This window comes from Mycobacterium sp. ITM-2016-00317 (assembly GCF_002968295.1).
Lineage (GTDB): Bacteria > Actinomycetota > Actinomycetes > Mycobacteriales > Mycobacteriaceae > Mycobacterium.
The window spans coordinates 3829345-3855102 of record NZ_CP134399.1; the positions used below are offsets into that span (position 1 = coordinate 3829345).

Sequence of the window (25758 nt, forward strand, 5' to 3'; positions counted from 1 at the left end):
TTCGGGCGGCTCGACGCCCTCGCCGGGCTACACCTGACCCCGGGTCTCGGCCGATCGGAAGAAGGGGATCCGATGGTTCTCCGGCGGCCGCGTCGGCAGCGTCACCGCGCCCCGATGCGCACCGGAAGGTGTACCAGGCCACGCATCAACATGCTCGACCGATACGGCAAGGGTCCGCCTTCGACCAGTTCGATGCGGTCGAACCGCGACAGCAGCCGGTCGAGGGCGATCTGGGCTTCCATCCGCGCCAGTGGCGCGCCGATGCAGTGGTGGATGCCGTGGCCGAAGGCGAGATTGCGGTTGTCGTTACGGAAGATGTCGAACTGGTCGGCATTGCGGAACTGCCGTTCGTCGTGATTGGCCCCCAGCAGCGCGATCATCACCAGTTCGCCCGCCGGTATCTGCGTACCGTCGACGGTGACCGGCGTGCTGGTGAAGCGCACGGTCGCGGTGTTGAGCGGACTCTCGCACCGCAGCGTCTCCTCCACCGCGGCGGGCAACAGTGACCTGTCGGCACGCAGGGCCGCCAGCTGGTCCGGATGGCGCAGCAGCGCCAGCACGGCATTGGCGATCAGGTTCACCGTCGTCTCGTAACCGGCGGTGATCAACAGGAACGCCGTTCCCAGCAGTTCCTTCTCGCTCAGTTGATCACCGTCGTCCCGCAGATGGACGAGGTGACCGAGCACGTCGTCGGAGTGCTGTTCGCGCTTGGCGGCGATGATCGTCTGCAGCAGTTCTGTGAGTTCCGCCTGCGCGCCGGCCTTGGCCTCGGGACTGCTGGTGTTGAACACCGGCATGACCAGCGTGGAGAACCGGGTGCTCGCGACCGCCGGGACGCCGAGCAGTTCACCGATCACGCGAATCGGCAACGGCAGCGCCAGCGACTGCATCAGATCGACGCGCCCCGGGGACTTTTCGGCCATCGAGTCCAGCAGTTCGTCCGCGATCTCCACAATGGTGGAACGCAGTCTGCGCACGGACCGCGCGGTGAACGCCGCGCTGACGAACCGACGCAACCTCGTGTGGTCCGGTGGGTCCCGAAACAGCATGTTGTCGCCCAGCACCGAACCGACGGTGGTCGCCCCCGGCGGGAAGAGACGGCTTGCGGCGGCACCGTTCTTCTTCAGCCGCGGATCATTGAGCAGACTTCGGGCCTCGGCGTAACGAGTGACCAGCCAGGCCTCGGCACCGCTCGCCATGCGTACCCGATGCACCGCGCCCTGCCGGCGCAACTGGGCGTAGGTCGCGTGCGGGTTCTGGATGAACGACTCCCCCAGCGTCACCACGGCCTGCTCGCATCGATCAACTTTCGGCTGCACGCTCATGGTCTCGATCGTGGCGGCGTCGCACCTGCCTGCCCAGGCAGACTTGTTCCTAGCACCGCCAGGGCTACTGTCGCAGGTGCCGTCGGCTGCGGCGGCTTCCGTAACACACTGCCGGACACGACTTCATGCCGAATTAACACGCCTTGACCGGGGGGACACATTCCCCGCATTAGCGTCAAGGCGTCGTACACCGTCAGTACCTCGAGAACACTGTGGTTAAACCGTGTTCCCGGGAACCCCACCCCAACAAGCTCGGCGGAGGTCCCTTTGACACCTGAAGTCGAGGACGCATTGTCGTCCATGGCCGCAGTCAACAACGAGTTCTTCTATTGGATGTCGATCGCGTTGATGATGCTGATCCACGCGGGCTTCCTGGCCTACGAGATCGGCGCTTCGCGGTCGAAGAACGTGCTCGCCACAGCGATGAAGAACCTGCTGGCGCTGGCGACCATCATCGCGTCGTTCTACTTCGTCGGCTGGTTCCTGTACAACGCCATGCCGACCGGTTTCATCGAAATGACCGATGCCGCCAAGGCTGCGTTGCCGTGGAGCGACAACATGGGTCCCAACGTCCAGGACCCCGCCAGCGGCATCTTCTGGGGCGCCTTCGCGTTGTTCGCCGCGACCACCGGTTCGATCATGTCCGGCGCTGTGCTGGAACGGATCCGGACCAGCGGCTTCCTGGTGCTGACGGTGTTCGTGGGTTCGGTGGTCTGGATCGTCGGCGCCGCCTGGGGTTGGCATGGTGCGGGCTGGATGCTCACCGAACTGGGCTTCCACGATGTCGGGGCCGCCGGGTGTGTGCACATGATCGCCGGTTTCGGCGCCCTGGGCATTTTGATCAACCTCGGTCCGCGCATCGGCCGTTTCCTGCCCGACGGCACTGCGGTCACCATCCGGCCGCACAACCTCCCGCTGACCATGCTCGGCCTGATGCTGATCTTCACCGGGTTCTTCGGCTTCCTGATGGGGTGTGTGATCTACGGCGCCAACGGTTTCGCCACCATCTACGCCAGTCCGACCACCCTGTCGGCCTTCGCCTTCAACACCCTGATGGGCCTGGCCGGCGGCATCATCGGCGCATACATGACGTCCCGAGGTGAACCGTTCTGGACCATCTCCGGCGGCCTGGCCGGGGTCATCGGCGTCGCGTCCGGCATGGACCTGTACCACCCCGCACTCGGCTTCATCATCGCCCTGGGCGCCGGCGCGCTCATTCCCTACATGGGCAAGCTGCTGGAGAAGTTCAGGATCGACGACGTGGTCGGCGCGGTGGCCGTGCACGGCGGCGTCGGGCTGTACTCGATCCTGATGGTGGGCATCTTCCTGCACGGCTACCCCAACACCGACGGCAATCCGTCCGTCTCGTTCTGGGGGCAGGCCGTCGGGGCGCTGACCTTCGCGGCACTGGGCTTCATCCCCACCTTCCTGCTGTCGCTTGGGCTCAAGAAGGTTGGGCTGCTGCGGATTCCGCCCGAGGTCGAGGAGCAGGGTCTCGACCTGAGCGAGGTCCCGGCCACGCCGTACCCCGAAGGCACACCGGTGACGGTGATGGCCAGCAACGGCAAGATTCTCGTCGTCGAGGAGGCGAAGTAGATGTTCAGTCCCATCGTTAGCTATGACGATGCCGGCGTGGTGTTCACCTTCGGCGGCTATTCACTCGGCGTGTGGATCGTGTTCCTGCTCGCCGTGGCGCTGTTCATCGGATTCTTCGTCCGGATGATCCAGCACGAGAACAACGCGTACAAGGCGATCATCGAGCACAAGCCGGTCGAGCCGGGTCCCGCTGCCGAAGGGGAGCCGACGGCCTACTGACGCGGACCCACGAAATCGCCCGGATCCGTGCAGGATCCGGGCGATTTTGTCTGAGCTCAGCCGGCGTTGCGCAGCCAGGACACCGCGCGGTCCCGGTAGGCGATGATGCCCTTGTAATCGGCCATGTCGTCGGGCAGATCGGCCAGCACCGCCGCGGTGCGCTGCCGCCACGGCGCATAGGTGGCCAGGTCGGCCAGCGGCAGCAGGTAGGTCCGGATCAGGAAGCAGATCGACCCGGATTCGGGCAGCCGGATCAGGTGCTGCACCTCGACGCGCAGGTGCACCAGGCGGCCGAACTGCTCGTCCGGGACGGTCTGGATCGTCGTCCGGTCCGGTCCCCACTCGGGGTAGCGCTCGGTCGAGACGTCCAGGCGGCGGCCGACCGTCAGCGTCCAGTTGGTACGCCGGTAGGTCTCCCCCGGCTGCAGCCGCATCAGGAACTCGCGGGCGCGGGTGATCACCCCCGTCTCGCGTAGCCGCGGCACTGGCCCGTGGATCTCCAGAAACGTCATGCCCACGTCGAACCCGAACGACCAGTCGGCGGCGAACGTCACCACGCCGGCATCACCGAACAGATCGCCGTCGCGCTGGTCGAGCAGCACGATGTCCTCCTGCACCTGGCCGGCGATGTAGGCCAGCGGTTCGGCGGGCAGGGACGCGTCGTCACCGACGACGAAGTCCTGGAGCACGTCGAGCCGGTCGTTGCGCCAGCGCCAGCCCCCGCCGTGCCGGTGCAACGACATGGTGTCCGGGTAGCTCGCGGCCATCTCCCGCATCAACGTCAGCATCGCGTCCCAGCATGCGGGCCTCATGTGCGGCAACACCGTGTACCGGCTGGGATCCGCGGCGAGAATCGTTGCGCGCTCGCCGAGTTCGTCCTCGTACTGGCTGTCGATGTCGACGACCCGCTCCCCCCAGCGTCCGGCCGGGGTGGGCACGGCTGCGCCGGCCGGTTCCACGTTGGTGCTGTACCGGTACTGGTCGGTGGCGAAGGGGAACGGAAACGTCTCGATCAGGTCGGTCGCCGAAATCACAGTGCCAACTCCAGAGTCTCGCCGTGGGCCCGCGACACGCAGGCCATCATCGAATCGCCCGAACGTTTCTCGTCGTCGGACAGGTACAAATCGCGGTGGGTGACCACGCCGCGCGCCACCGGGATCCGGCACTCGCCGCACACCCCCCGGCGGCACAGGTTGGGCACGTCGACGCCTCGGCTTTCCAGCGCGTCGAGCAACGAGACCCCGGCATCGACGGTGAACTCCTCGGCGCTGGACGACAGCCGCACGGTGAACGGCTCGCCCGGGTCGAGCGCGTCGGCCCCGAAGTGTTCGGCGTGCACTCGGCTGGCCGGCCAGCCGAGTTCTGCCGCAGCTGTCGTGACGAACTCGATGAACGAGCGCGGACCGCAGATGTAGAGGTGCGTCCCCAGCGGCTGATCGGCCAGCGCAGAGGACAATTCGGTGACGAACGCCGCGCGCCGGGTGTGGATCGAGGCGCGCGCGGCGAGCTCCCGGACGGTGTCGACGTAGGCGCCCCGTCCGGGCCGATGGATGTAGAGCAACCGGGTGTCGCGCCCCCACCGCCTGGCGCTGCGCAGATGCGACACCATCGGGGTGATGCCGATACCGGCCGCCACCAGCAGGTGTCGGCGCGCTCGCAACACCGGGGCGAACGCGCTGCGCGGTGGCGTGGCAGCCACCGTGTCCCCGACGCCGATTTCCTCGTGGATCCACCGGGAGCCGCTCGGTGCGCCGTCGGTGCCCGCGCGCAGCACCGAGATCACATAGGCGTCCGGGCTGATCCCGTCGCCGGTCAGCGAATACGCGTTGGCCGGCGCACCCCGTCCGCCGCACTCGATCACGACGTGGCTGCCGGGAGTGAACGACGGCAGCGGCGCGTCGTCCGGGTGGCGCAGTGTCAGGGTCCGGATGTCGGCGATCGTGTCGTCGACATCCGCGACCACGAGCTTCATTGTGGTCATCACACCACCTGCTTCTCGGCGTCGACCATGTACCCGAGGTGCGCGCCCTGACGTCGCGAAACGTGGTAGTGCACAAGCAGATTCCGCTGGCAGCCGGAACAGACCACAACGTCTTCCAGCTCCACCGCTGCGACGGTGACGGTCCGGCAGTGCACGCACTGCACCGCGCGCCGGGTCACGTCGGTGGAGGCCACCGTCATCTCGTCGTCGGCGACACCGGCCGCGACGGCCGCAGCCCGCAGCCGCAGGCAGGACACCGCCGGCCCGGCCATCATCAGCCGCCAGCCGACCTGGGCCGTGGCGAGATCGGCGCGCAACGCGTCGCCGGCCGGACCGTCGGCGGGCCCGTCGGGTACCTCGTGCAGCCGGACGTTGAATTCGCCTCCGGCGGCGGCGATCTCCTCGCACCACCGCTGAGCGGCCTGCTGTCCGGCGGCGCCGAACGCGATGATCGTCCAGGCGCGTCCGGTGAGATCGGCGCCCGGAAGGGTCTCGCCGGTCGCCCAGACGGGAACGCTGGTCAGTTCCAGCGCAGGTCTCATGCCACCTCCAGTAAACCGACAGTCGATAGTGTTGCCCTTCAGGAAACCAGCGGTGCGTTTCGCGGATGTGACCGTGCTGTCTCGTCCACTTGACGGCAGCGTGGTTAAGGTCGGTGCATGCCGGCGCACACCCTCGTGATCGGCGCGGGCATCGCCGGGCTGGCCACGGCGGTGGCGCTGCGCCGCAGCGGGCACGACGTGAGCGTGATCGAACAACGCACCGACATCAGTTCGGGTGCGGGGATCAGCATCTGGCCGAACGCGCTCGCCGCACTCGACCGGATCGGGCTGGGCGACGGCGTGCGGCAGGCCGGTGGGCAGGTGACCGCCGGGGCGATCCGATGGCGGGACGGCTCGTGGCTGCGGCGCCCCTACGCGGAACGCATGGTGCACGCACTCGGCGAACCGTTGGTGGTGGTGCGCCGGTCGGCGCTCACCGACATTCTTCTGGGCGCGCTCCCGCCGGGCGCCGTGCGGACCGGGACGGCGGTGACCGGCCTGTCCGTCGGCGAGGCCGCCCCGCGCGTCACGCTGTCGGACGGGACCGTCGCCGAGGCCGATGCCGTCGTCGGTGCCGACGGGGTGAACTCGTTGATCGCGCGCACCCTCAACGGGCGGCTGCCCGGCCGCTATGTCGGCTACACCGCCTGGCGCGGCATCGCGGCCTACTCGCTGGATCCGGACCTGGCAGGAGAGACCATCGCCGCGGGCACACAGGTCGGCCATGTCCCGCTCGGTCCGGACCACACCTATTGGTTCGCCACCGAACGCACGCCCGAGGGCGGCAGGGCGCCCGGTGGCGAGCACGCCTACCTGACCGCGAAGTTCTCCGGATGGGCCGACCCGATCCCCGCGTTACTGGCCGCGACGGACCCCGACGAGGTGCTGCGCAACGATCTGTACGACCGCGCTCAGCCCCGCCGCTGGTCCACCGGGCGCGCGGTCCTCGTCGGCGATGCCGCGCATCCCATGCGCCCCCACCTGGGCCAGGGTGGGTGTCAGGCGCTGGAGGACGCGGCGATCCTGGCGAGGTTCGTCGAACTGTGCCCGGATCTCGCGACCGCCTTCGACAGGTTCGGGGTGTTCCGGCGTCGGCGGGTGCGCCCGCTGGTGCGCGAGGCCGCGGCGATCGGCCGTGTGGTCAACATGCGGCCGACGGTGCTCAGCGGCGTCGCCGGCCGGGCGACCGCGGTCATCCCGGAAAAGTTGATGACCCGTCACCTGGCCTCGATCGCGGCCGGTTCCGCGTTCGTCCTGCCAACAGCTGCGAACGTGCGCTGAGGCGGTTCAGCGGGCCGAGCGCGGGGTGAACAGCGCCGTGCACATCTTGCGGAGGTCCAGCACGCCACCGAAGACCGACGTGGGCATCGTGGCGCAGCCGTTGGCCTTGCCGGGCGCCGAGACGGGGACCGCGGCCGGGGCCGTCGTGGCCGGGTTGCCCCACACCTGTGCGGCCAGGCCCTTCGCGCCGCACTTCGGCCAGGCCTTCAGGCCCTGGGTGCGCAGCACGTTCTCGGCCACGCGGATCTGCTCGTGCCGCGGCGCCCGGGCGGGGTCGCCGACGCCGCCGTTGGCCGACCAGGTGGCCGGCTTGAACTGCAGCCCGCCGGCGTGCCCGTTGCCGGTGTTGATCGCCCAGTTGCCGCCCGACTCGCACTGCGCGATCGCGTCCCAGTTGACGGTGTCGGCGTGCGCTGTCGCGGTGGCGCCTCCCAGGGCCATCGGCACGACAGCCAGGGCTCCGGAGATCGCGGCGGCCAGAAGGCCCTTGTTGACTGCGGTACGAACGTTCATCTCTGCGGTCCTTCCCCGACCGTTTGTGACGCAAGGCCCGCGGTGAACGCCGTGCTCTTCACAATGCGGTTATCTGCACTGTCGAGTGACCCGCATCACTCGTTACCGAAGAGGTGAAAGTTTTAGCAGTTGCTTATCTGACGTAAGAGGCCTCTGAGAAGAACGTGTCTATTGGGGTTCCCAGCACGACAGATCGTGACAAACCCCGGTTCACAAACGACAGGGGCGGCGCCGATTTCTCGGCACCGCCCCGGTAGGTCGTCTGCGATCAGCCGCGCTTACCGCATGTCGGCCATGCGCCGATGCCCTGCGTCTGCAGGACGTTGTTCGCGACCCGGATCTGCTCCTCACGGCTTGCATGGTGCGGGGAACCCGAACCGCCGTTGGAGCGCCAGGTGCCCATCGTGAACTGCAGGCCGCCGTAGTACCCGTTACCGGTGTTGATCGACCAGTTGCCGCCCGATTCACACGCGGCCACAGCGTCCCAGTTGACGCCGTCCGCATTCGCGGTGCCGGTCGCCAGGGCCATGGGTGCGAGCGCGAGCGCCCCGGCGAAGGTGGCCAGCCCAAACGTCTTGCGGATCTTCTTCAACTTCTGTCCTTTCGCCAAGCGCGCGCCGAAGACACCCACACGGGCACGTCGTGCCCTACGGGGTGCGATGCCTGCCATGCAGGCGGTGGATGGGCTGTGCCGTCTCGGTCTGGCACAACAGGGGAGGCCACCTCAGACCTCGCCGGATCAGAGTCCGGCGGCTCGACGACCGATCAGACCGCCGCAGCCCCACTCACACGCTGGTTCGTGGTTTTGAATTATTTGCTCTTCAAGAGCTGATTGGGACCGTACAAACCGATCCGCCCAAAGTCATATCGGCGGAAAACGCATTGCGATCAGATAACGGAATGATCACAACCCCGGATCTGCCATAGTCGCCGCAGGTCAGGGCCATAATCGACGCATCCGCTGATTCAAACCGAAAGCACGCCGAAAGTGAGCCAACTCACCACCGGATTGTGAGCTGGACCACCGGGCGCCACCGCCGGCCAGCCCGCCGCGCACGGCAAAACGGGTCGCGGGGACCGCGATCGGCGTTCAGCGCAATGCCAGTCGGTGCCATGGGTTCGCTGACCGCAGGAGGTCGGCATCTCGCTAATACCATTGGGCTGCACCGCTTTACACCGACATACCGGGTGGCCACGAAACTTCGTCGCCCGTCGCCCGCGGCGTGAACACACCAGCGGTCCAGCGTTTTTCGACAGGTGTCGACCGACGTTCACCACGCGACGGCGCTCGACCGGCGCCGGATCCTCCTCACGAGGAATGAATTCGCGTCCACTCTCCAATTCCGCCCGGAGGGTCCCGTCGAGTTGGACGGTGCCGAAAGTGCTCGAATTGCGCTCATTTCGAATACCTATTCCACGAAATCCACTGGGAACAGCGCGATCTGAGAGCCCAACAACCCGGACTTCCCCCGCACTGAATTTATCTGACAGGTGTCAAGTATTACGGAGGTAACCCGGCGAATTCAGACGCAATTAGCGGTGCAATATAAAAACAATTGCCCACGACTGATTTCAGAGCAGTTTGCTAGCCCAAACGCGGGGGTTGGATCGCGGCGAGCTCGTCGGTCGTGTTGACGTTCGCGAGCGCAGGCTGCTCGGGCAGCACGATCCGCTGGGTGTCGACCGCGTTCACCAGAGCACGCATGCTGCGCTCCCCTGCGCTCAGCAGGTCGGCGACGACGGTGTGCAGAGAGGTGCGGTAGATACCCGCGAGGTAGTGGTCGCGTCCGTCCCACGGCAGCACGACATCGGCGCCCGATCGCTCGGCGGGACCGGTGAGGGCGTCGATCACCGCGGTGGTCAGCGCGGGCATGTCCACGGCGCTGACGAAGGCGTGACCGTGGCCGGCCTCGGCCGCAGCGCGCAGTCCCCGCCCGGTGGCCAGCAGCGGCCCGACACCGAGGATCTCGTCGCGCAGTACGACCGCATCCAGGTCGGGTAACGCCTGACCTGGTGCGGCGACGACGAAAACGGGGTCACACCGCTGACAAACCACGGACACCGCGCGTTCGACCAGCGTGGTAGGGCCGGAGGGGCCGTCGACGGACAGAGTGGCCTTGTCCCGGCCCATCCGCCGTGACGCGCCACCGGCGAGGACAACGGCGGCCAGTGGCAGCGAGGACGTCACCCCGGTGACGTTAGCGCAGCTACCTACGCCGGGTCAGGAAGTCGACGCAGTCGACTCAGCCGACGGTCCAGGTGTCCTTGCCGCGCAGCAACGACTGCAGGGCTGCGGTGTCGTGAGGCTTGGCTTCCTGTGCGGCGGTCAGCTGAGCGCGGGCGGCGTCGTCGTAGGTCGGCTTGCTGACCTGTCGGAAGATGCCCATCACCATGTGGTCGAGGTTCTGCTCGCTCAACCGCGACAGCGCGAACGCGTATGCCGGATCGTCGATGGTGGCGTCGTGCACCACGATCTGGTCAGCAGGCACGTCGGCGGTCTTGGCGATCTCCAGGCCGAACCCGGACTTGACCACGGCGTACTCACCGTCGGCGCCGAACGTGATCGGCTCACCGTGGGCGATGTTGATCAGCCGGTCCTCGGCGCCTTCCTTACGCAGCGCGTCGAACGAGCCGTCGTTGAAGATCGGGCAGTCCTGCATGATCTCCACCAGCGCCGCACCGCGATGCTGTGCGGCACCGCGCAACACCTCGGTCAGGCCCTTGCGGTCGGAGTCCAGCGCACGCCCGACGAAGGTCGCCTCGGCGCCCAGCGCCAGGGAGACCGGGTTGAACGGGTAGTCCAGCGAGCCCATCGGCGTCGACTTGGTGACCTTGCCGGTCTCCGACGTCGGCGAGTACTGCCCCTTGGTCAGACCGTAGATCCGGTTGTTGAACAGCAGGATCGTGATGTTGATGTTGCGGCGCAGCGCGTGGATCAGGTGGTTGCCGCCGATCGACAGCGCGTCGCCGTCACCGGTGACGACCCACACCGAGAGGTCCTCGCGCGCCAGCGCGAGACCGGTGGCGATGGTCGGCGCACGGCCGTGGATCGAGTGGAACCCGTAGGTCTCCAGGTAGTACGGGAACCGGCTGGAGCAGCCGATGCCGCTGACGAACGCGATGTTCTCGCGCCGCAGACCCAGCTCGGGCAGGAAGTTGCGGATCGTGTTGAGGATGACGTAGTCACCGCAGCCGGGGCACCAGCGGACCTCTTGGTCGGTGGTGAAGTCCTTGGACTTCTGCGGCTGGTCGGTCGTCGGGACCAGGCCGGTCTTCGTCAGAGCCGTCAAGCCGAGGTCTCGATGGTCGCTGCCGATCAGGTCGGTCATTTCGACTCCTCACGCAAACGTTGGTAGGTCATGCGTTCGCTCCCACACCAGTCGCGTCGCCTGCCGGGGCCTCGATGGTGGCCGCGGCCAGTCGTGCGAACTTGGCCTTCTCGATTTCCTTGTCGCCGAGCGTTCCCTCGAGCGCGGCGTCGATGATGCCCTCCACCTCGTCGGCGAGGAACGCCATACCTTCCACCTTGGTCACCGACTGTACGTCCACGAGGTAGCGCCCCCGCAGCAACAGGGCCAGCTGACCGAGGTTCATCTCCGGCAGGACCACCTTGGGGTACTTGCGCAGCACCTCGCCGAGGTTGGCCGGGAACGGGTTCAGGTACTGCAGCTGTGCGTGCGCGACCTTGATGCCGTTGCGGCGCGCACGCCGGCAGGCCTCACCGATCGGGCCGTAGCTGCTGCCCCACCCGAGCATCAGCAGTTCGGCGTCCCCGGTGGGGTCGTCGACCGCGAGATCCGGTACCGCGATCCCGGCGATCTTCTCGTTGCGCAGCCGGACCATCAGGTCGTGGTTCTTGGGCTCGTAGGAGATGTTGCCCGAACCGTTGGCCGACTCCAGACCGCCGATGCGGTGCGCGAGGCCCGGGGTGCCCGGGATCGCGAACTGGCGGGCCAGCGTCTCGGGATCACGCGCGTAGGGCTGGAACGGCTCACCTTCCTTGGCGAAGGTGTGCTTGATCGGCTCATAGGTGGAGATGTCCGGGATCGCCCACGGCTCCGAGCCGTTGGCGATCGCGCCGTCGGACAGGATCATCACCGGCGTGCGGTAGTCGACAGCGATCCGGACGGCCTCCACGGCAATGTCGAAGCAGTCGGACGGGGACCGCGGCGCCAGCACCGCGACCGGCGATTCACCGTTGCGTCCGAACAGCGCCTGCAGCAGATCGGCCTGCTCGGTCTTGGTGGGCAGACCGGTCGAGGGTCCGCCGCGCTGCACGTCGATGACGATCAGCGGCAGCTCGGTCATCACGGCCAGGCCGATCGCTTCGGATTTCAGCGAGATGCCCGGACCCGACGTGCTGGTCACGCCGAGCGCGCCACCGTAGGACGCGCCGATGGCGGCACCGATGCCGGCGATCTCGTCCTCGGCCTGGAACGTCAGCACGTTGAAGTTCTTGTGCTTGGACAGTTCGTGGAGGATGTCCGACGCCGGCGTGATCGGGTAGGTGCCCAGCACCACCTGCAGGTCTGACAGGCGGCCGGCGGCCACAATGCCGTAGGCCAGCGCGGTGTTGCCCGAGATCTGGCGGTACTCGCCGGTCTTCAGCTTCGCCGGCGCGACCTCGTAGGTGGTCGCGAACGCCTCGGTGGTCTCACCGAAGTTCCAGCCCGCCTTCAGCGCCAGCACGTTGGCTTCGGCGACCTCGGGCTTGCGGGCGAACTTCTCGCGGATGAACGTCTCGCTGTGCTCGAGCTCGCGTCCGTACATCCAGGACAGCAGCCCGAGGGCGAACATGTTCTTGGCGCGCTGGCCGTCCTTCTTGGTCGCGCCGATGGATTCGACGGCGCCGAGGGTCAGCGTGGTCATCGGGACGGCCTGCACGACGTAGTCGGACAGCTCGTCGCTCTCCAGCGGATTGCTGTCGTAGCCGACCTTGGCGAGGTTGCGCTTGGTGAACTCGTCGGAGTTCGCGATGATCAGGCCGCCGTGCGGCAGATCGGAGACGTTGGCCTTGAGCGCGGCGGGGTTCATCGCCACCAGCACGTCGGGGCGGTCACCGGCGGTGAGGATGTCGTAGTCGGCGATCTGGATCTGGAACGACGACACCCCCGGCAGGGTGCCCTGTGGCGCCCGGATCTCGGCCGGGTAGTTCGGCTGGGTGGCGAGGTCGTTGCCGAACAGCGCCGCCTCGGTGGTGAAGCGATCGCCGGTCAGCTGCATGCCGTCGCCGGAGTCGCCGGCGAACCGGATGACGACCTTCTCGAGCTTCTGCCGAGGCGTTGCGGCCGCGTTGCCGTTCTCTCCCACTCGCCTGCCTTCCATGAGTTGCCCCGTGCTGCCAGGGCCGCATCTGGCGAACCCCCACCGAGTCGCAGTCGACGCGACGCGCCGTCAGTAGGTGCCCACCACAGTTTGGTGTCACTGTCGGTACCGATTATTGCACTTCTCTTAGGCGTGCCTATACCAGGCGGGGCGGCCGTGTCCCGGGGACGTCGCGGCGAACGCACTGGTCGACGCTCCGACCGCGGTCACGGTGAGACAAAATTGTGGTGTTCGTCACGTCCACGAGACACAACCGGCCGCCCCCGAATTCTTAAAAAAGGTTACCGACCGGTAGCTCAGAGCTAGCACTCCTTCCGGCCTGCGCCCACAGGCCGCCGACTCGCACTGCGAAGAGGGTGTGATGTAGCGCACTGGTTTTGGCGCGCACACGTTTGCATCGAGTGCTACCTTGGCCGTTGAGCAGCAGTACGGCAGCGGCGGGGAGGGCGTACATGCAGGCCGATCGGGTGACGCTGAAGGTGGTCGCGGAGGCCGCCGGGGTGCACCCGTCGACGGTGTCGCGAGCGCTGAGAAAAACGACCGGCAAAGGTGCCGACGACCCCAGCAGCCTGCGGATCCGAGAGATCGCCAAAAGCCTCGGATACGTGCCGAACGCCAACGCCGCGAGCCTGAAGACCCACCGCTCCACCGCATTTGGGGTGATCGTGCCCCGCCTCACCGACGTCGTGCTGTCCGGCACCTACGACGCGATCGAGCACACGGCCAACGCCGCAGGCTTCGACACCTTCGTGGCCAACTCGCATGACGATCCCGCCGAGCAGTTACGCCGGATCGAATTGCTGCTCGGACGCAACGTCGACGGCCTGATCATCGGCGACGCCCGCCTCGACAACGACAACGTGGCCGGCCTCGACCGGCGCGGGGTGAAGTTCGTGCTGGTCAATCGACGGAAGCCCGGCCAACTGTCCGTGACTTGCGACGATTACCGCGGGGGCTGGCTCATCGGTGAACACCTCGCCGACCTGGGGCACCAGCGGGTGGGGATCATCACCGGTCCGCGGTGGGCGAGCACCGCGACGGACCGCCTCTCCGGATGCGTGGACGCGCTGGAGAGCCGAGGTGTGGTGGTCCATCCCGACATGCGTCTCTACCAGGGCTTCGACGCCGCCGACGGGGCCGCGGGCGCTCGCATACTGCTCACCAGCGAGCATCGTCCGACCGCCATTTTCGCCGCCAACGACGCCAGCGCGATCGGGGTGATGGGCGTGCTCCGCGATTTCGGCATGCGGGTCCGTGACGACGTGGCGGTGATCGGCTACAACGACATCGATCTCTGCGCGTCGCTGCCTGTGCCCCTCACCACGGTGCGCAGTCCCTTCCGGGAGATGGGGACGCTTGCCAGTCAGACCCTCTTGTCCCTGGTGGAAGGGCGTTCCGTGTCCTCGGCGATGCTGCAGCCTCAGTTGATCGTGCGGGAGTCGACGAGCGCCGCACCGCCGCACTGAGCCTCCGCCCTCGTTCCGAAACCGATTGCGCTATTTCGCAGAAAGGCGCGCGGATCTCCGTTACGGTTTTCCCACCACCTGAGTTCGGGACCTCTGTCGCCCAGCCCCGCGCGGACTGGATGCGGCCGCCGGCGTGCGCCTGGCCACTCTAGCCATTCATCGGTATCACGTTGCGCCAGAGGATTATTCGCGTTGTGTTACGAACATGTGGCCGCGCGTTACCTGGACGCTAAAGCCTTGGCTACCTGTTGACGAACTCATCGCCGGATGGCAACCTCACTCGGCGAGACGCTTGCAAACGATTGCACCAATTCAGAGGACATGACACCTTGCACCCTTCGAGGCCACACCTGGTGAAAATTGGGGCGGTTCAGCTCAATGCCGTACCCGGACGTCGGGACCACAACCTCGCCCGAGCCGAGCGCGCAGTGCGTGAACTCGCGGGGCAGGGCGCGGCGTTGGTGGTGTTGCCCGAACTCTTCAGTAACGGGTACGCCTTTGAACCGGAGTTTGCCGAGCCGATCTCGGGCACCACGGTGCAGGCGTTGGTCCAGCTCGCGCGGTCGTGCCGCATCACCATCGTCACCGCGCTGCATATCCGCGACGAGGCGGGGGTTTACCGCGACCGGGCGCTGATCATCGGTCCCGACGGTCCGCTCGCCGAAGCCGACAAGTCCTATCTCTGGGGTCAGGAAGTAGGTTCGCTGGTCCCAGGCGATTGGAAGGGCGCCATCGCCGACACACCTGCGGGGGTGGTCGGTGTCGCCGTCTGCTATGAGGCCGGCTTCCCCGAGATGGTGCGCGATCTCGCGGTACGTGGCGCACAGATCATCGCGGTGCCGGCGGCCTTCGGGCGACCCCGTTTACACGCATGGGAACTGATGACGCGGTCCCGCGCTCTGGAAAACGGTTGCATCCTGGTCGCCGCCGGCCTCACCGGCGACAACGGCCGCGGCAACGAATTCGCCGGACACAGCCGTGTCGTCGGTCCGCGCGGCGAAGTGCTGTCGGGGATCGACCACGGAGAAGGCGTCGTGCTCTGCGAGGTGGACCTCGACGACATCGAGCAGGCGCGCACCGAGATCCCCTACCTGCGATCACTGGAGTTGCGCAGCACCCACGACGGCGGGGCGCGCGTCCCGCGCCCGTCCATCGACCGCACCCACGCACACGAACCGACGAGGAGCTGAGGAACACCCCCATGATCGACTTCGAAGGTGTCGACCTGATCGAGCCGTTCCGCAAGGAACTCGAGCTGTGCAAGGTGAGGGCCGGCGAGCACGTCGTGATCCTCTCCGAACCCAGCAGTCGCTCCGACTACGTGGCAGCGTCCTTCGCGGCGGCCAAATCCCTGGGTGCGCATGTGATTTCCGCCGTCGTTCCCGGCGGCTCGGCGGCACCGACCCCGTCCACCCACACCGGCGCAGGACCGGGCCTGGTGTCGGTGTTGGAGGACACCGTCGCCCAAGAACTGTTGAAGAACGCCGACCTGGTCGTCGACCTCACCAGGGAGGGATTCATCCACGCCCCCGCCCAGCAGTCGATCCTCGACTGCGGAACGCGCATCATCTTCATCTGCGACGCACCCGAGGTGCTGATCCGCAACCTCCGGCCGAGGGAGACAAGGCCAGGGCGCTCTCCGCCGTCGACGCGGCGCGAGCGGCGACCACGATGCTCGTGACATCGGCTGCGGGCACCAACCTCACCGTCGACATGGCCGACTGCCATCCCGGCTTCCAGACCGGGTTCGCCGACGACCCCGGGCGCTGGGACCACTGGCCGTCGACCATGATGCTGTGCTGGCCGCAGATCAGCGAGGGCACGATCGTGCTCACCCCCGGTGACATCCTGCTGCCGTTCAAGGAGTACATCCGCACCGAAATCCATCTCACCGTGGTGGCCGGTCACATCGAGAAGGTCTCCGGCGCAGGTGATGCCGCCATGCTCGAGCAGTACTTCATCGACTCGAACGACAAATGGGCCCGCTACCTCAGTCACATGGGCTGGGGTCTGATGAAATCCGCCGACTGGTTCGCCACCGCCATGTACTCCAAACACGAGATCATGGGGATGGACGCCCGCGCCTACGCGGGCAACTTCCTCTGGTCCACCGGCCCGCATCCCTTCCTGGGCCGTGACTCCTACGCCCACCTCGACATCGCGATGCGCGGATGCACGATCGAGCTCGACGGCCGCGCCGTCGTGGTCGACGGCCACCTCGTCGACGACGACATCGAGGTCTCCGCGTGACCCGCGCAACGGACCGCCCGATGCAGGCACTGGTCGTCGGCGCCGGTATCGGCGGCCTGAGCGCGGCCTGCACACTGCGCGCCGCGGGACTGCAGGTGACCGTGCTCGAGCAGGCACCGGAGCTCGGTGAGGTGGGAACCGGGCTGCAGATCGGGCCGAACGCGTCGCGAATCATCCTGCGGCTGGGCCTCGCCGACGCGATCAACCCGCACGTGCTCGTCACCCAAGAGTCCATCCGGCGGCGGTGGGAGGACGGCAGTCTGCTCGCCCGCACCGAGCTCGGCGACTCCGCGATCGCAGACTTCGGCGCGCCCTACTGGCATCTGCACCGGGCCGACCTGCACGCCGTGCTCCACCGCGCTGCCACCGACCCGGACCGCGCCGGCAGACCCGTCACGGTGCACACCGACTCCCGGGTGACCGAGGTCGACGACTCCGATCCCTCGCGGCCGGCGGTGATCACCGCCGACGGCCGGCGTTTCGACGCCGATGTCGTCATCGGGGCCGACGGCATCAAATCGTGCTTCCGCGACGCCGTCGACGCGCCCACCGAGATCCTCGGCAGCGGCGACATGGCCTACCGGACACTCATCCGGGGTGACCGCGTCGGCGCCGACCCGCGAACAGCCTGGCTGCTCGACCGGCCCGCCGCGAACTTCTGGCTCGGCCACGATCATCACCTCGTCGTCTACCCGATCCGCGATTTCACCGCGCTCAACATCGTCGCCGTCGTGCCGGTGACACCCGAGGTCGATGCCGCCGGCCGGACCGAGGAACCAGCCGAATCGATGCGAAGCGCCTACACCGGCTGGCACGAGACCGTCGGCGCGTTGCTCGCCAAGTCCGAGGACACCGTCATCGGCTGGGCACTGAATTACCAGACACCTCATACGAATTGGGTGAGGGGCTCGATCGCGCTGCTGGGCGACGCCTGCCATGCGATGCTCCCCTACTTCTCGCAGGGCGCCTCACAGGCCATCGAGGACGCCGCCGTGCTGGCTGAGGAACTCGGGGGCACCGACAGGGACGGGATACCCGCAGCCCTGCTGCGCTATCAGGACCGCCGCGCCGAACACGCGGGCGTGGTGCAGAAGGGCGCGTTGGGCAACCGCGATCTGTTCCACCTGCCCGACGGCCCCGACCAGCGAGCCAGAGACGAACGGTTCAAGGCCAAGCACGCCGAATCCGATGTGACCTTCGACTGGATCTACCGAGGGACGCCGTTGGCAAGTGACCCGAAATCGACCGCCCAACCCCTTGCGAAAGGCCGCTCATGACAACACAACTCGATCCCCCATTGTCCGGGGGTACCGTGAACCAGGCTGCCCGGGTCGATATCGAGCACGTCAGCCTGGCGTTCGAGACCAAACGGTCGGGACGGGTCCAGGCGCTCGAAGACTTCAGTCTGACCATCGAACCCGGAACGTTCTGCTGCATCGTCGGACCGAGCGGCTGCGGCAAGTCGACGCTTCTGCGGATCATCGACGGACTGCAGAAGCCCGACGACGGCCGGGTTTTGATCAACGACAAGGTCGTCGAGAAACCCACCCTGGACGTCGGTTTCGTCTTCCAGAAGTACAACCTGCTGCCCTGGCGCTCCGTGTTGGCCAACGTCGAGTTCGGTCTGGAGAACCTCGGTGTGCCCAAGGACAAGCGCAGGCAGATCGCCCAGCGATGGATGAAGATCGTGGGCTTGCAGGGTTTCGAGGAGCACTACCCGGCCCAACTCTCCGGGGGCATGCAGCAGCGGGTGGGGCTGATCCGGGCCCTCGCCATCGACCCCAAGATCCTGCTGATGGACGAACCCTTCGGCGCCGTCGACGACCTGACCCGGATGAAGCTGCAGGAAGAGCTGCTGAACCTCTGGGAACGCGACAACAAGACCGTCGTGTTCGTCACCCACGACATCGAGGAGGCGCTCTACCTCGCCGACCGCGTCATCGTGATGAGTGCCCGCCCGGGCCGGATCAGTGAGATCTTCGACGTCGATCTCCCGCGGCCCCGTAATCCGGAGATCCGCGCACTGCCCGAGTTCGCCAAGCTCAAGGGCGAAGTGCTCAAGTGCCTGCACATGACCGGCGCGATCGGCCAGGACGGCGAATGACCGCAACCGAGATCGCGGAGGCGCCGCAACCGCCGGGCGCGGACGGCACCGGCACCGGCCACGCGCGTGAACGTAAACCGATGTCGAAGCGACGCAAACACTTCTGGCTGCGGGTGGTGGCCTACGGAGCACTTCTGGGCGCCTGGCAGGTAACCGCCATGATCAAGGGGCCGTTCTTTCTGCCGACGATCCCGGAAGTCTTCGCGGCGATGCCCAAGCTGTTCGAACAGGGCTACATCACCACGTTGGGCATCAGCATCCAGCAGTTGGTCATCGGCTTCACGTTGTCGTTGGTGATCGCGATCCCGCTCGGCGCGTTGATGGGCGCCTCGAAGACCATAGACGCCGCTCTGACCCCGTTCGTGAACGCGCTGTACGTCACGAGCAAAGAATCGCTGCTACCGCTGCTGATCATCATCTTCGGCGCGCAGCTCGGTTACCTTGTCGCGGTAGTGGTGTTCTTCGCCGTGTTCTTCCCGATCATGAACACTGCGGCCGGGGTGCGCTACGTCGAAGGCTCCCTGTCGGAGATGGCCAACGCGTTCTGCACCAGCCGATGGCGGATGTACACGCGGATCTATCTGCCCGCCGCGGCACCGTTCGTGGTCGCCGGTGTCCGGCTGGGACTCGGGATGGCCATCAAAGGGATGGTCATCGCCGAGCTGTGGATCTCCATCGGCACCGGACATCTGCTGCGCCAGTTCGGCGCACTGCGCGAACTTGACCTGTACTTCGCGCTCGCGATCCTGGTGATCGCCGTCGCCCTGCTCGCCGACAAGGCGCTGTACCTGGTCGAAACCAGACTCATGCACGGCACGACCAAAGCGGGAGGGCTGTGATGAATTTCGACACCAAGACCGGACGGATGACGATCTCGTGCGGAGCGGTCGCCGTGGCCCTGATCGTCTGGCAGCTCGCCGGCACCTTCGGCGGCATGTTCTGGCTGCTTCCACCGTCAGAGATCCTGGCGGCCACCTGGCACGAGACCATCAACGGCGCGCTGCCACGAGCGGCGGGTCAGACCTTGCTGATCGCCTTCGTCGGCGTCGTGGTCGGTTCTGCCCTCGGCGTTTTCATCGGCGCGCTGATGGGTCACTACGAGGCCTGGAACGCCGTGCTGGACCCGCTGGTCAAGATCGGGTTCGCCGCCCCGCTGGTGATGCTGGTGCCCGTTATCTCCATCTACTTCGGTATGGGCACCGGCGCCAAGATCGCCTTCACGGTCTTGTTCTGCATCTTCATCGTCATCATCAACACCGCCGCCGGCCTGCGTGAGGTGCCCGACGAGGTCCTGGAGATGGCGCGCGCCTTCGAAGTCACACCACGAGCGATGATGGTCCGGATTCTCATCCCCTGGTCCGGCCCTTACATCCTGACCGGGATGCGGATGTCGGTGGGCCGCAGCATCCAGGGCGCACTTATCGCCGACCTGTTCCTCCGGGCCGAAGGCATGGGCCTGTACATGATCTCCGCAGGCAGCAGCTTCCAGCTGGACAACCTGTACGCCGCCGTCCTGGTCCTGACCGTGCTGGGCGCCGCGGTGATGTCGCTCGCCAAGGCCGGGGAGGTACGGCTGCTGGCCTGGAGAGCCGCTTGAGGACCGCAGGCGTACACCGGTGTCCGCCCCCGCATCGAAACTCTGCTACTACCAACCAGTTAGGAAGACCATGACCGTGTCCTCGAACCGATCTGCCCGCATCAAACCGTGGGTGGTCACCAGCGGTGCGGTGGCCCTTGCCGCCACCCTCGTCGCCTGCTCGGGCGGTGAGCCCCAGGGCCAGTCCGACGACAGCGGCAAGCTCCGCTCGGTCAAGGTGGCCTGGAGCACCTCAGGCGATGCGTATGTGCCGCAATCCCAGGGCCCCTGGCGATTCGGTGAGATGTTCGGGCTCGACCAGAAGAGGGACGACATCACCGAGCTGTCCTCCCATGCGACAGCGGTGCAGCTGCTGCTGTCCAATCGCGCCGAGGTCGTCACAGGTTCCTTCACCGCGTTCGTCAAGACCATCCAGGAAGGCCACGACATCCGGCTCTTCTGCCCCATCCAGGGCGTACTCACCGATGAGGTCGTCGGCACCGGCGACGTCACCACGATCGAGCAGGTGACCGACCCGAATGTGTCGGTGGCTGTGGACAGCCCGGGCGGACTGGTCGACCACGTCTTCAACCACGTCTTCGCCTCCAAGGGTCTCGACATCGTGGTGGCGGACCTGCCCAACGTGCAGATCCTGGAGGACGGCGGCCTGCGTCTGGCCGCGCTGGCCTCCGGCGAGGCACAGGTCGCGGTGCTCGACCCGTTCGAGCTCGCGCAGTTGCAGAAGCAGCGCGACGATGTCCACACCCTCAGCGTCGTGGCCGAGGACATGGACTCGGTCGGCTTCGTCTACGCCGCCACCAAGGAGTGGCTGGACAACAACCAGGACCGCGCGGCGGCGTTCTGCGCGTCGGTGCTGGAGGCCAACGAGGTGGCCATCGACGACATCGCCGCGTACACCGAGTGGTCCAACGAGGCGATGGATCCGGACCCCGCGGCCGAGACTCTCGAGGTGAACTGGTCGCGCGCCAAGGAATTCGGTGTCTGGCCGGTGGACATCGAGACGTTGTCGGAGCCCACGGTGGAGACCGATCTGGCGATCGCCGTCAAGGCCGGACAGCTCAATGAGTCGGCACTGGAGCTCAAGTACGAGGACATCGTCGACATCCGGCCCGCCGAGAAGGCGATCGAGCTCGTCAACGCCCAGCAGTGACCGGTCACGGTGGCCGGCCCCCTCGCCGGCCACCGTGACCCCCGAACCCCGAGGAGAAGCACCGTGGCCAAAGGCCCGAAAGATCTACGACAGTTCATCGCCCAGCTCGAGGCCGACGGCGACGGCGACCTGGTGCGGGTCACCAAGCCGGTGAGCCCCCAGAACTTCGACTGCACCGCGATATTGGAGAAGCTGGACCGTCGCGGCATACGCCCGATGGCGCTGTTCGAGTCCACCGAGGACGTCGAGGGCAGACCGTGCACGATCCCTGTCGCGATGAACGTGTTCGCCACCCGGGAACGCTGCGCGAAGGCACTCGGGTTCGACCCGAAGCAGGCGCAGATGCCGCTGTCGATGTTCTTCGCCGAGCGCAGTCGCGGCGGGATCGACCCACTGGTGATCGACCCGGCCGAGGCCCCGGTCCGCGAGGTCGTGCTGACCGGGGACGACATCGACACGCGGAAGTTGCCGATCGTCTCGCACTCCGACGGGGACTACGGCCCCTGCCTGACGATGACACTTGCGGTGCGCGACCCCGACTCCGGGGCTTACAACGTCGCCTTCATCAAGGCGTTCTACGACTTCGAGTCCAAGTCGCGCCTGCGGATCACCATCCATTCCACCGATTCGCTGCGTGCGCTCAAGATCTACGAGGACCGCGACGAACCGATGCCGATCGTCGCGATCCTGGGCCACCACCCGGCGTTCTACCTCGGCAGCATGGGGCTCACCCCGTACCGCAACGACGACTACCGCACCATCGGTGCGTTTCTCGACGAACCCCTGCGGGTCGTGCCGTCCCAGACCTGGGGTGAGGATTTCATGATCCCCGCCGACGCCGAGATCGTGATCGAAGGTGTGGTGCCACCGGGGGTCAGGATGATCTGCGACCCGTTCGGCGACATCACCCGTCAGTACCAGGCGCAGACACTGCGGCCGGTCATGGACATCACCGCGATCACCCACCGGGCAGCGCCGATCCTGCAGGACGTGTTCGCCGGACATCGCGACCACATGACGGTGGGTCAGATCCCGAAGGAAGGCTCGCTGTTCAACACGCTCACCGACCGTTTCGGCCCGATCATCAAGGCCGTGCACATGCCGTACTCGGGATGCGGACGGCTGGCGTGTTACGTCTCGATCGACAAGTCCTCTGAGGGCCAGGCCAAAGCGGTTGCGCTGGCGGCACTGCAGGAGTCGTGGACATTCCAGTTCGTCGTGATCGTCGACGCCAACATCGACGTCTTCAACGAGGAAGACGTCCTCTGGGCGGCGATGGTCTACACCGACCCGGACCGCGACATCGACATGATCAAGAACATCCCCACCGTGTTCACCACCGCGATGGGCTACCGCAAGGTGATCATCGACGCGACTCGGCCGCTGGACCGGGCCATGCCGGAACAGAACCGGGTGCCCGCCGATGCGCTGGACCGTATCCGGCTCGAAGATTATGTGGAAGGAATCTGATGGAACGGATCTTCTGGGTCAACTGCCCCACCTGTGACTGCCGGTACCCGGTGGACAGCTCACTGCGCCACCGCACCGACGTGCAGCTCGAATGCCCCTCGTGCCGAGGAAAGTTCGTGGTGACGGCGGCGGCGGCCATCTCGGAATGACCGCCGCCGGATCCGAGGCCGAGGTGCTCGACGCCATCCCGATCGCGACCGCGGTCATCACGTCGGGCACCGAGGCCGACCCGGCCGGCTTCACCGGAAGTGTGTGGGGCGAGCCGCGTAACCCCGGATGGCTGGCGGTGCCGGTGTCGGCGGGATCGTCGACGCTGCCGGTGATCGTCGCGACCGGACGGGTCGGGGTGAACGTGCTGGGCGAGCGTTGCAGGCCGTTGGTGGGCGCTTTCGCCAAACGGGTCGAGAAGTCGTCGCACCGGTTCGACGGCGTCGACTGGACGTTCCACAACGGTGTTCCGGTGCTGACCGGCGGCATCGCCTGGTTCTCGTGCACCCTCGATTCGGTGGTTCCGTTCGGCGGTTACCAGATGATGATGTGCCGGATCGAGCGCAGTGAGATATGCAGCAAGGAGCCACCTCTGGTGTGGGTGAACGGCCACGGCATCCCGGCGGGGACTGCAGCGACGACGGAGGTGGACCGATGAGCACACGAAAGCGGATCGTCGTCGGTGTGACCGGGGCCAGTGGCGCCCTCTACGGCCTGCGCACACTGGAGTTGTTGCGCGACGTCGACGACGTCGAGACCCATCTCGTGGTCTCCAAGGGCGCGCGGGCGACCATCAAATCCGAACTGGACATGAGTTCGGCCGACCTGGCCGACCATGCCGATGTGTGTCACAGCGATTCCAACCTCGGAGCGAGCATCGCGAGCGGATCGTTCCACGCCGACGGCATGCTGGTGGCCCCGTGCAGCGTCAAGACGATGTCGGGGATCGCCAACAGCTACGCGGACAACCTGATCGTGCGGGCTGCGGACGTGATGCTCAAGGAACGCAGGCGACTGGTCCTTCTGTTGCGCGAAACACCCTTGCACATCGGCCATCTGCGCCTGATGACCCAGGTCACCGAGGCCGGCGCCGTGGTGATGCCGCCGGTACCCGCGCTCTATGCGCATCCGCAGACCATCCAGGACATGGTTGACTTCACCGTCGTGCGGGCTCTCGACCTGATCGGTGTGCAGGGACCGACGATCGCCCGCTGGTCCGGCATCGAGAACGACGCGCCCGTGATGTTGACTCAGGAAGGCAGACGCGCATGACGCTGCGGTCTCTACACGGCCAGCATTTTCTGCCCGACCGAATGGAGCCCGACGCCGCCTACAAGCTGATCTCGGCGTGCGTCCAACCCCGTCCGATCGCGTGGGTGTCGACCATCTCAGCCGGTGGGGTGCGCAACCTCGCGCCGTTCAGCTTCTTCACCGTAGCCTCCCGCACTCCGGTGTCGGTGATGTTCTCGATCGGTGAGCGCCTGGGCACGATCGGCGGGATCAAGGACACCCTCGCCAACATCCGGGCCACCCGTGAGCTCGTGGTGAACATCCCGGCCGCCGGCCAGGCCGACGCGGTGGCGGGTTCGTCGGCGACCGTCGATCCCGACGTCGACGAGTTCGACCTTGCCGCCGTCCCCACCGTCCCGTCCACGCTGGTCCGACCGGATTCGGTGGACGGCGCGCTGTTCAGCCTCGAATGTGTGCTTTCCCAAGAGGTTCCGGTCGGCACCGACGTCGTGATCGTGGCCCGGGTGCTCGCGGTGACCTCACGCAGGGAGCTGCTCGACGACGCCATGCACATCGAGGAGACCGGCTTTCTGGGCCGTCTTGCCGGGCCGTATTTCACCACCGAGATGAACCGCGTTCCGCAGATGCAGCCGGGCGGTCCACGGTGAATCTGGAGGGGCTCAACGCCGGGACCGGAGAGTTGGTGCTCGGTCTGGTCCAGCAGCAGATCCCGCGAATCCGCACCCGCGCCGATGTGACCGCGGCCGCCGAGCGCACCGCATCGGCGCTGCGGGAGGCCAAGGCGTCGATGGCGTCGCTGGACCTGCTGGTCTTTCCCGAGTACGGGCTCCACGGGCTGCGCAAGGACTCGTGGTCGGACGACGCGTTGATGTGCCGCATCGACGGACCTGAGGTCGACCTCCTCAGGGCGGCATGCGCCGAGACCGGCACCTGGGCCCTGTTCAGCGTGATGGAGAGCAACGACCGAGGAGCGCCGTTCAACACCGCGCTGATCGTCGACGCCGCCGGCGAGATCGCGCTCAAGATCCGCAAACTTCATCCGTGGACCCCGAAAGAACCTTGGGAGCCGGGCGATCTCGGCGTGCCCGTGTGCGCAGGCCCCAAGGGATCTGTGCTCGGGGTGCTGATCTGCCATGACGGCATGTTCCCGGAGATGGCGCGGGAGGCCTGTTACCGCGGGGCGAACGTGCTGTTGCGGCCCGCCGGCTACAAGTTCGGACTCCGGCAGTCCTGGCGTATCACCAACGAGGCCAACGCTTTCTGCAACCTCGCCTTCACCGCATCGGTGTGCCTGGCCGGCGACGACGGCAATGGTTTCGCCTCGATGGGCGAAGCCATGGTGTGCGACGTCGACGGGACGATCCTGGTGCGCGGCGACGCCTCACCCGACCGGATCGTCACCGCCGCGATCGATCCGGCGCGTTCGGACCGGGCCCGGCGCGACTGGGGCGTGGAGAACAACATCTACCAACTTGGCCATCGAGGCTTCACCGCGGTGGCCGGTGGGGCCACGGACGCCCCTTACACCTACATCCACGATCTCGCCGCGGGCCGCTACCGGCTGCCATGGGAGGACGAGGTCCGGGTGACCGACGGCACCGGAGAGGGTTACGGACCGCCACGGCCTGCCGGCAGCACCGTCGACACCGCGCGGGCGGGCCTCAAGTCGCCGCCGCAGCCGCGTTAGTGGCCTGCGCGGT

At 66.8% G+C, this 25758-nt stretch carries 26 protein-coding genes and 1 pseudogene; 18 read left to right on the forward strand and 9 right to left on the reverse strand.

Annotated features, from left to right (window positions below; all coding sequences use genetic code 11):
• Positions 1-101: 101 nt before the first annotated feature.
• On the reverse strand, positions 102-1325 hold the full coding sequence (locus C6A87_RS18195) for a cytochrome P450 (protein ID WP_311113566.1): 1224 nt from the start codon (positions 1323-1325) through the stop codon (positions 102-104).
• A 267-nt stretch (positions 1326-1592) separates the two neighbouring features.
• Between C6A87_RS18195 and C6A87_RS18200 the strand changes: the two genes are divergently transcribed.
• Positions 1593-2921, forward strand: a complete 1329-nt coding sequence (locus C6A87_RS18200) for an ammonium transporter (RefSeq protein WP_311113567.1) — start codon at positions 1593-1595, stop codon at positions 2919-2921.
• Entirely contained in the window at positions 2922-3140 is a 219-nt protein-coding gene (locus C6A87_RS18205; RefSeq protein ID WP_311113568.1) for a hypothetical protein, read from the forward strand. It abuts the gene before it with no gap.
• A gap of 56 nt (positions 3141-3196) precedes the next feature.
• Here C6A87_RS18205 and C6A87_RS18210 read toward each other — a convergent pair whose 3' ends face one another.
• The 3 genes from C6A87_RS18210 to C6A87_RS18220 are packed head-to-tail and all read right to left on the reverse strand — an operon-like array spanning position 3197 to position 5663.
• Positions 3197-4174, reverse strand: a complete 978-nt coding sequence (locus C6A87_RS18210) for a DUF3445 domain-containing protein (RefSeq protein WP_311113569.1) — start codon at positions 4172-4174, stop codon at positions 3197-3199.
• Positions 4171-5121 (reverse strand): PDR/VanB family oxidoreductase, encoded by a 951-nt coding sequence (locus tag C6A87_RS18215; protein WP_311113570.1) that lies wholly within the window; start codon positions 5119-5121, stop codon positions 4171-4173. The genes C6A87_RS18210 and C6A87_RS18215 overlap by 4 nt, the downstream gene beginning before the upstream one ends.
• Positions 5121-5663, reverse strand: coding sequence for a dimethylamine monooxygenase subunit DmmA family protein (locus C6A87_RS18220; RefSeq protein ID WP_311113571.1), 543 nt, complete (start codon positions 5661-5663; stop codon positions 5121-5123). Before C6A87_RS18220 ends, C6A87_RS18215 begins: the two co-directional genes overlap by 1 nt.
• Positions 5664-5780: 117 nt before the next feature.
• Between C6A87_RS18220 and C6A87_RS18225 the strand changes: the two genes are divergently transcribed.
• Positions 5781-6944, forward strand: a complete 1164-nt coding sequence (locus C6A87_RS18225; protein WP_311113572.1) for an FAD-dependent oxidoreductase — start codon at positions 5781-5783, stop codon at positions 6942-6944.
• A 6-nt stretch (positions 6945-6950) separates the two neighbouring features.
• On the opposite strand, the gene C6A87_RS18230 is transcribed toward C6A87_RS18225, so the two are convergent.
• From C6A87_RS18230 to C6A87_RS18250, 5 genes and pseudogenes are all read right to left on the reverse strand, one after another.
• Positions 6951-7457 (reverse strand): transglycosylase family protein, encoded by a 507-nt coding sequence (locus tag C6A87_RS18230; protein WP_311113573.1) that lies wholly within the window; start codon positions 7455-7457, stop codon positions 6951-6953.
• 268 nt (positions 7458-7725) lie between these two features.
• Positions 7726-7959 (reverse strand): annotated as a pseudogene (locus C6A87_RS18235) (transglycosylase family protein); the annotation flags it as partial.
• A 1083-nt stretch (positions 7960-9042) separates the two neighbouring features.
• Complete coding sequence (gene mobA, locus C6A87_RS18240; protein ID WP_311113574.1) at positions 9043-9645, reverse strand: molybdenum cofactor guanylyltransferase; 603 nt, start codon at positions 9643-9645, stop codon at positions 9043-9045.
• A gap of 55 nt (positions 9646-9700) precedes the next feature.
• Positions 9701-10786: a 2-oxoacid:ferredoxin oxidoreductase subunit beta gene (locus C6A87_RS18245; RefSeq protein ID WP_311113575.1), complete on the reverse strand. Its 1086-nt coding sequence runs from the start codon at positions 10784-10786 to the stop codon at positions 9701-9703.
• 28 nt (positions 10787-10814) lie between these two features.
• Positions 10815-12782: a 2-oxoacid:acceptor oxidoreductase subunit alpha gene (locus tag C6A87_RS18250; RefSeq protein WP_311113576.1), complete on the reverse strand. Its 1968-nt coding sequence runs from the start codon at positions 12780-12782 to the stop codon at positions 10815-10817.
• Positions 12783-13234: 452 nt separating this feature from the next.
• Between C6A87_RS18250 and C6A87_RS18255 the strand changes: the two genes are divergently transcribed.
• From C6A87_RS18255 to C6A87_RS18325, 15 genes are all read left to right on the forward strand, one after another.
• On the forward strand, positions 13235-14248 hold the full coding sequence (locus C6A87_RS18255; protein ID WP_311113577.1) for a LacI family DNA-binding transcriptional regulator: 1014 nt from the start codon (positions 13235-13237) through the stop codon (positions 14246-14248).
• A 353-nt stretch (positions 14249-14601) separates the two neighbouring features.
• On the forward strand, positions 14602-15438 hold the full coding sequence (locus tag C6A87_RS18260; RefSeq protein WP_311113578.1) for a carbon-nitrogen hydrolase family protein: 837 nt from the start codon (positions 14602-14604) through the stop codon (positions 15436-15438).
• An 11-nt stretch (positions 15439-15449) separates the two neighbouring features.
• Positions 15450-15929: a hypothetical protein gene (locus C6A87_RS18265; RefSeq protein ID WP_311113579.1), complete on the forward strand. Its 480-nt coding sequence runs from the start codon at positions 15450-15452 to the stop codon at positions 15927-15929.
• The gene (locus tag C6A87_RS18270) at positions 15926-16498 is read left to right on the forward strand and encodes a hypothetical protein (RefSeq protein WP_311113580.1); all 573 of its coding nucleotides are present in this window, start codon (positions 15926-15928) and stop codon (positions 16496-16498) included. The genes C6A87_RS18265 and C6A87_RS18270 overlap by 4 nt, the downstream gene beginning before the upstream one ends.
• A complete protein-coding gene (locus C6A87_RS18275) occupies positions 16495-17775 on the forward strand; it encodes an FAD-dependent monooxygenase (protein ID WP_311113581.1) in 1281 nt (426 codons plus the stop codon). The genes C6A87_RS18270 and C6A87_RS18275 overlap by 4 nt, the downstream gene beginning before the upstream one ends.
• Positions 17772-18602 carry an ABC transporter ATP-binding protein gene (locus C6A87_RS18280; protein ID WP_311113582.1) on the forward strand — a complete coding sequence of 277 codons (831 nt, stop codon included), beginning with the start codon at positions 17772-17774 and terminating at the stop codon, positions 18600-18602. Before C6A87_RS18275 ends, C6A87_RS18280 begins: the two co-directional genes overlap by 4 nt.
• Entirely contained in the window at positions 18599-19441 is an 843-nt protein-coding gene (locus C6A87_RS18285) for an ABC transporter permease subunit (protein ID WP_311113583.1), read from the forward strand. Before C6A87_RS18280 ends, C6A87_RS18285 begins: the two co-directional genes overlap by 4 nt.
• On the forward strand, positions 19441-20199 hold the full coding sequence (locus C6A87_RS18290) for an ABC transporter permease (RefSeq protein WP_311113584.1): 759 nt from the start codon (positions 19441-19443) through the stop codon (positions 20197-20199). Before C6A87_RS18285 ends, C6A87_RS18290 begins: the two co-directional genes overlap by 1 nt.
• Before the next feature lie 70 nt (positions 20200-20269).
• Positions 20270-21349 carry an ABC transporter substrate-binding protein gene (locus C6A87_RS18295; protein WP_311113585.1) on the forward strand — a complete coding sequence of 360 codons (1080 nt, stop codon included), beginning with the start codon at positions 20270-20272 and terminating at the stop codon, positions 21347-21349.
• 63 nt (positions 21350-21412) lie between these two features.
• Positions 21413-22819, forward strand: a complete 1407-nt coding sequence (locus C6A87_RS18300) for a UbiD family decarboxylase (protein WP_311113586.1) — start codon at positions 21413-21415, stop codon at positions 22817-22819.
• Positions 22819-22968 (forward strand): hypothetical protein, encoded by a 150-nt coding sequence (locus tag C6A87_RS18305; RefSeq protein ID WP_311113587.1) that lies wholly within the window; start codon positions 22819-22821, stop codon positions 22966-22968. Before C6A87_RS18300 ends, C6A87_RS18305 begins: the two co-directional genes overlap by 1 nt.
• Positions 22965-23465, forward strand: a complete 501-nt coding sequence (locus tag C6A87_RS18310) for a flavin reductase family protein (protein ID WP_311113588.1) — start codon at positions 22965-22967, stop codon at positions 23463-23465. Before C6A87_RS18305 ends, C6A87_RS18310 begins: the two co-directional genes overlap by 4 nt.
• Positions 23462-24079, forward strand: coding sequence for a UbiX family flavin prenyltransferase (locus C6A87_RS18315; protein ID WP_311113589.1), 618 nt, complete (start codon positions 23462-23464; stop codon positions 24077-24079). Before C6A87_RS18310 ends, C6A87_RS18315 begins: the two co-directional genes overlap by 4 nt.
• Positions 24076-24705, forward strand: a complete 630-nt coding sequence (locus C6A87_RS18320) for a flavin reductase family protein (RefSeq protein WP_311113590.1) — start codon at positions 24076-24078, stop codon at positions 24703-24705. Before C6A87_RS18315 ends, C6A87_RS18320 begins: the two co-directional genes overlap by 4 nt.
• Positions 24702-25745, forward strand: a complete 1044-nt coding sequence (locus tag C6A87_RS18325) for a formamidase (protein WP_311113591.1) — start codon at positions 24702-24704, stop codon at positions 25743-25745. The genes C6A87_RS18320 and C6A87_RS18325 overlap by 4 nt, the downstream gene beginning before the upstream one ends.
• Positions 25746-25758: the final 13 nt, after the last annotated feature.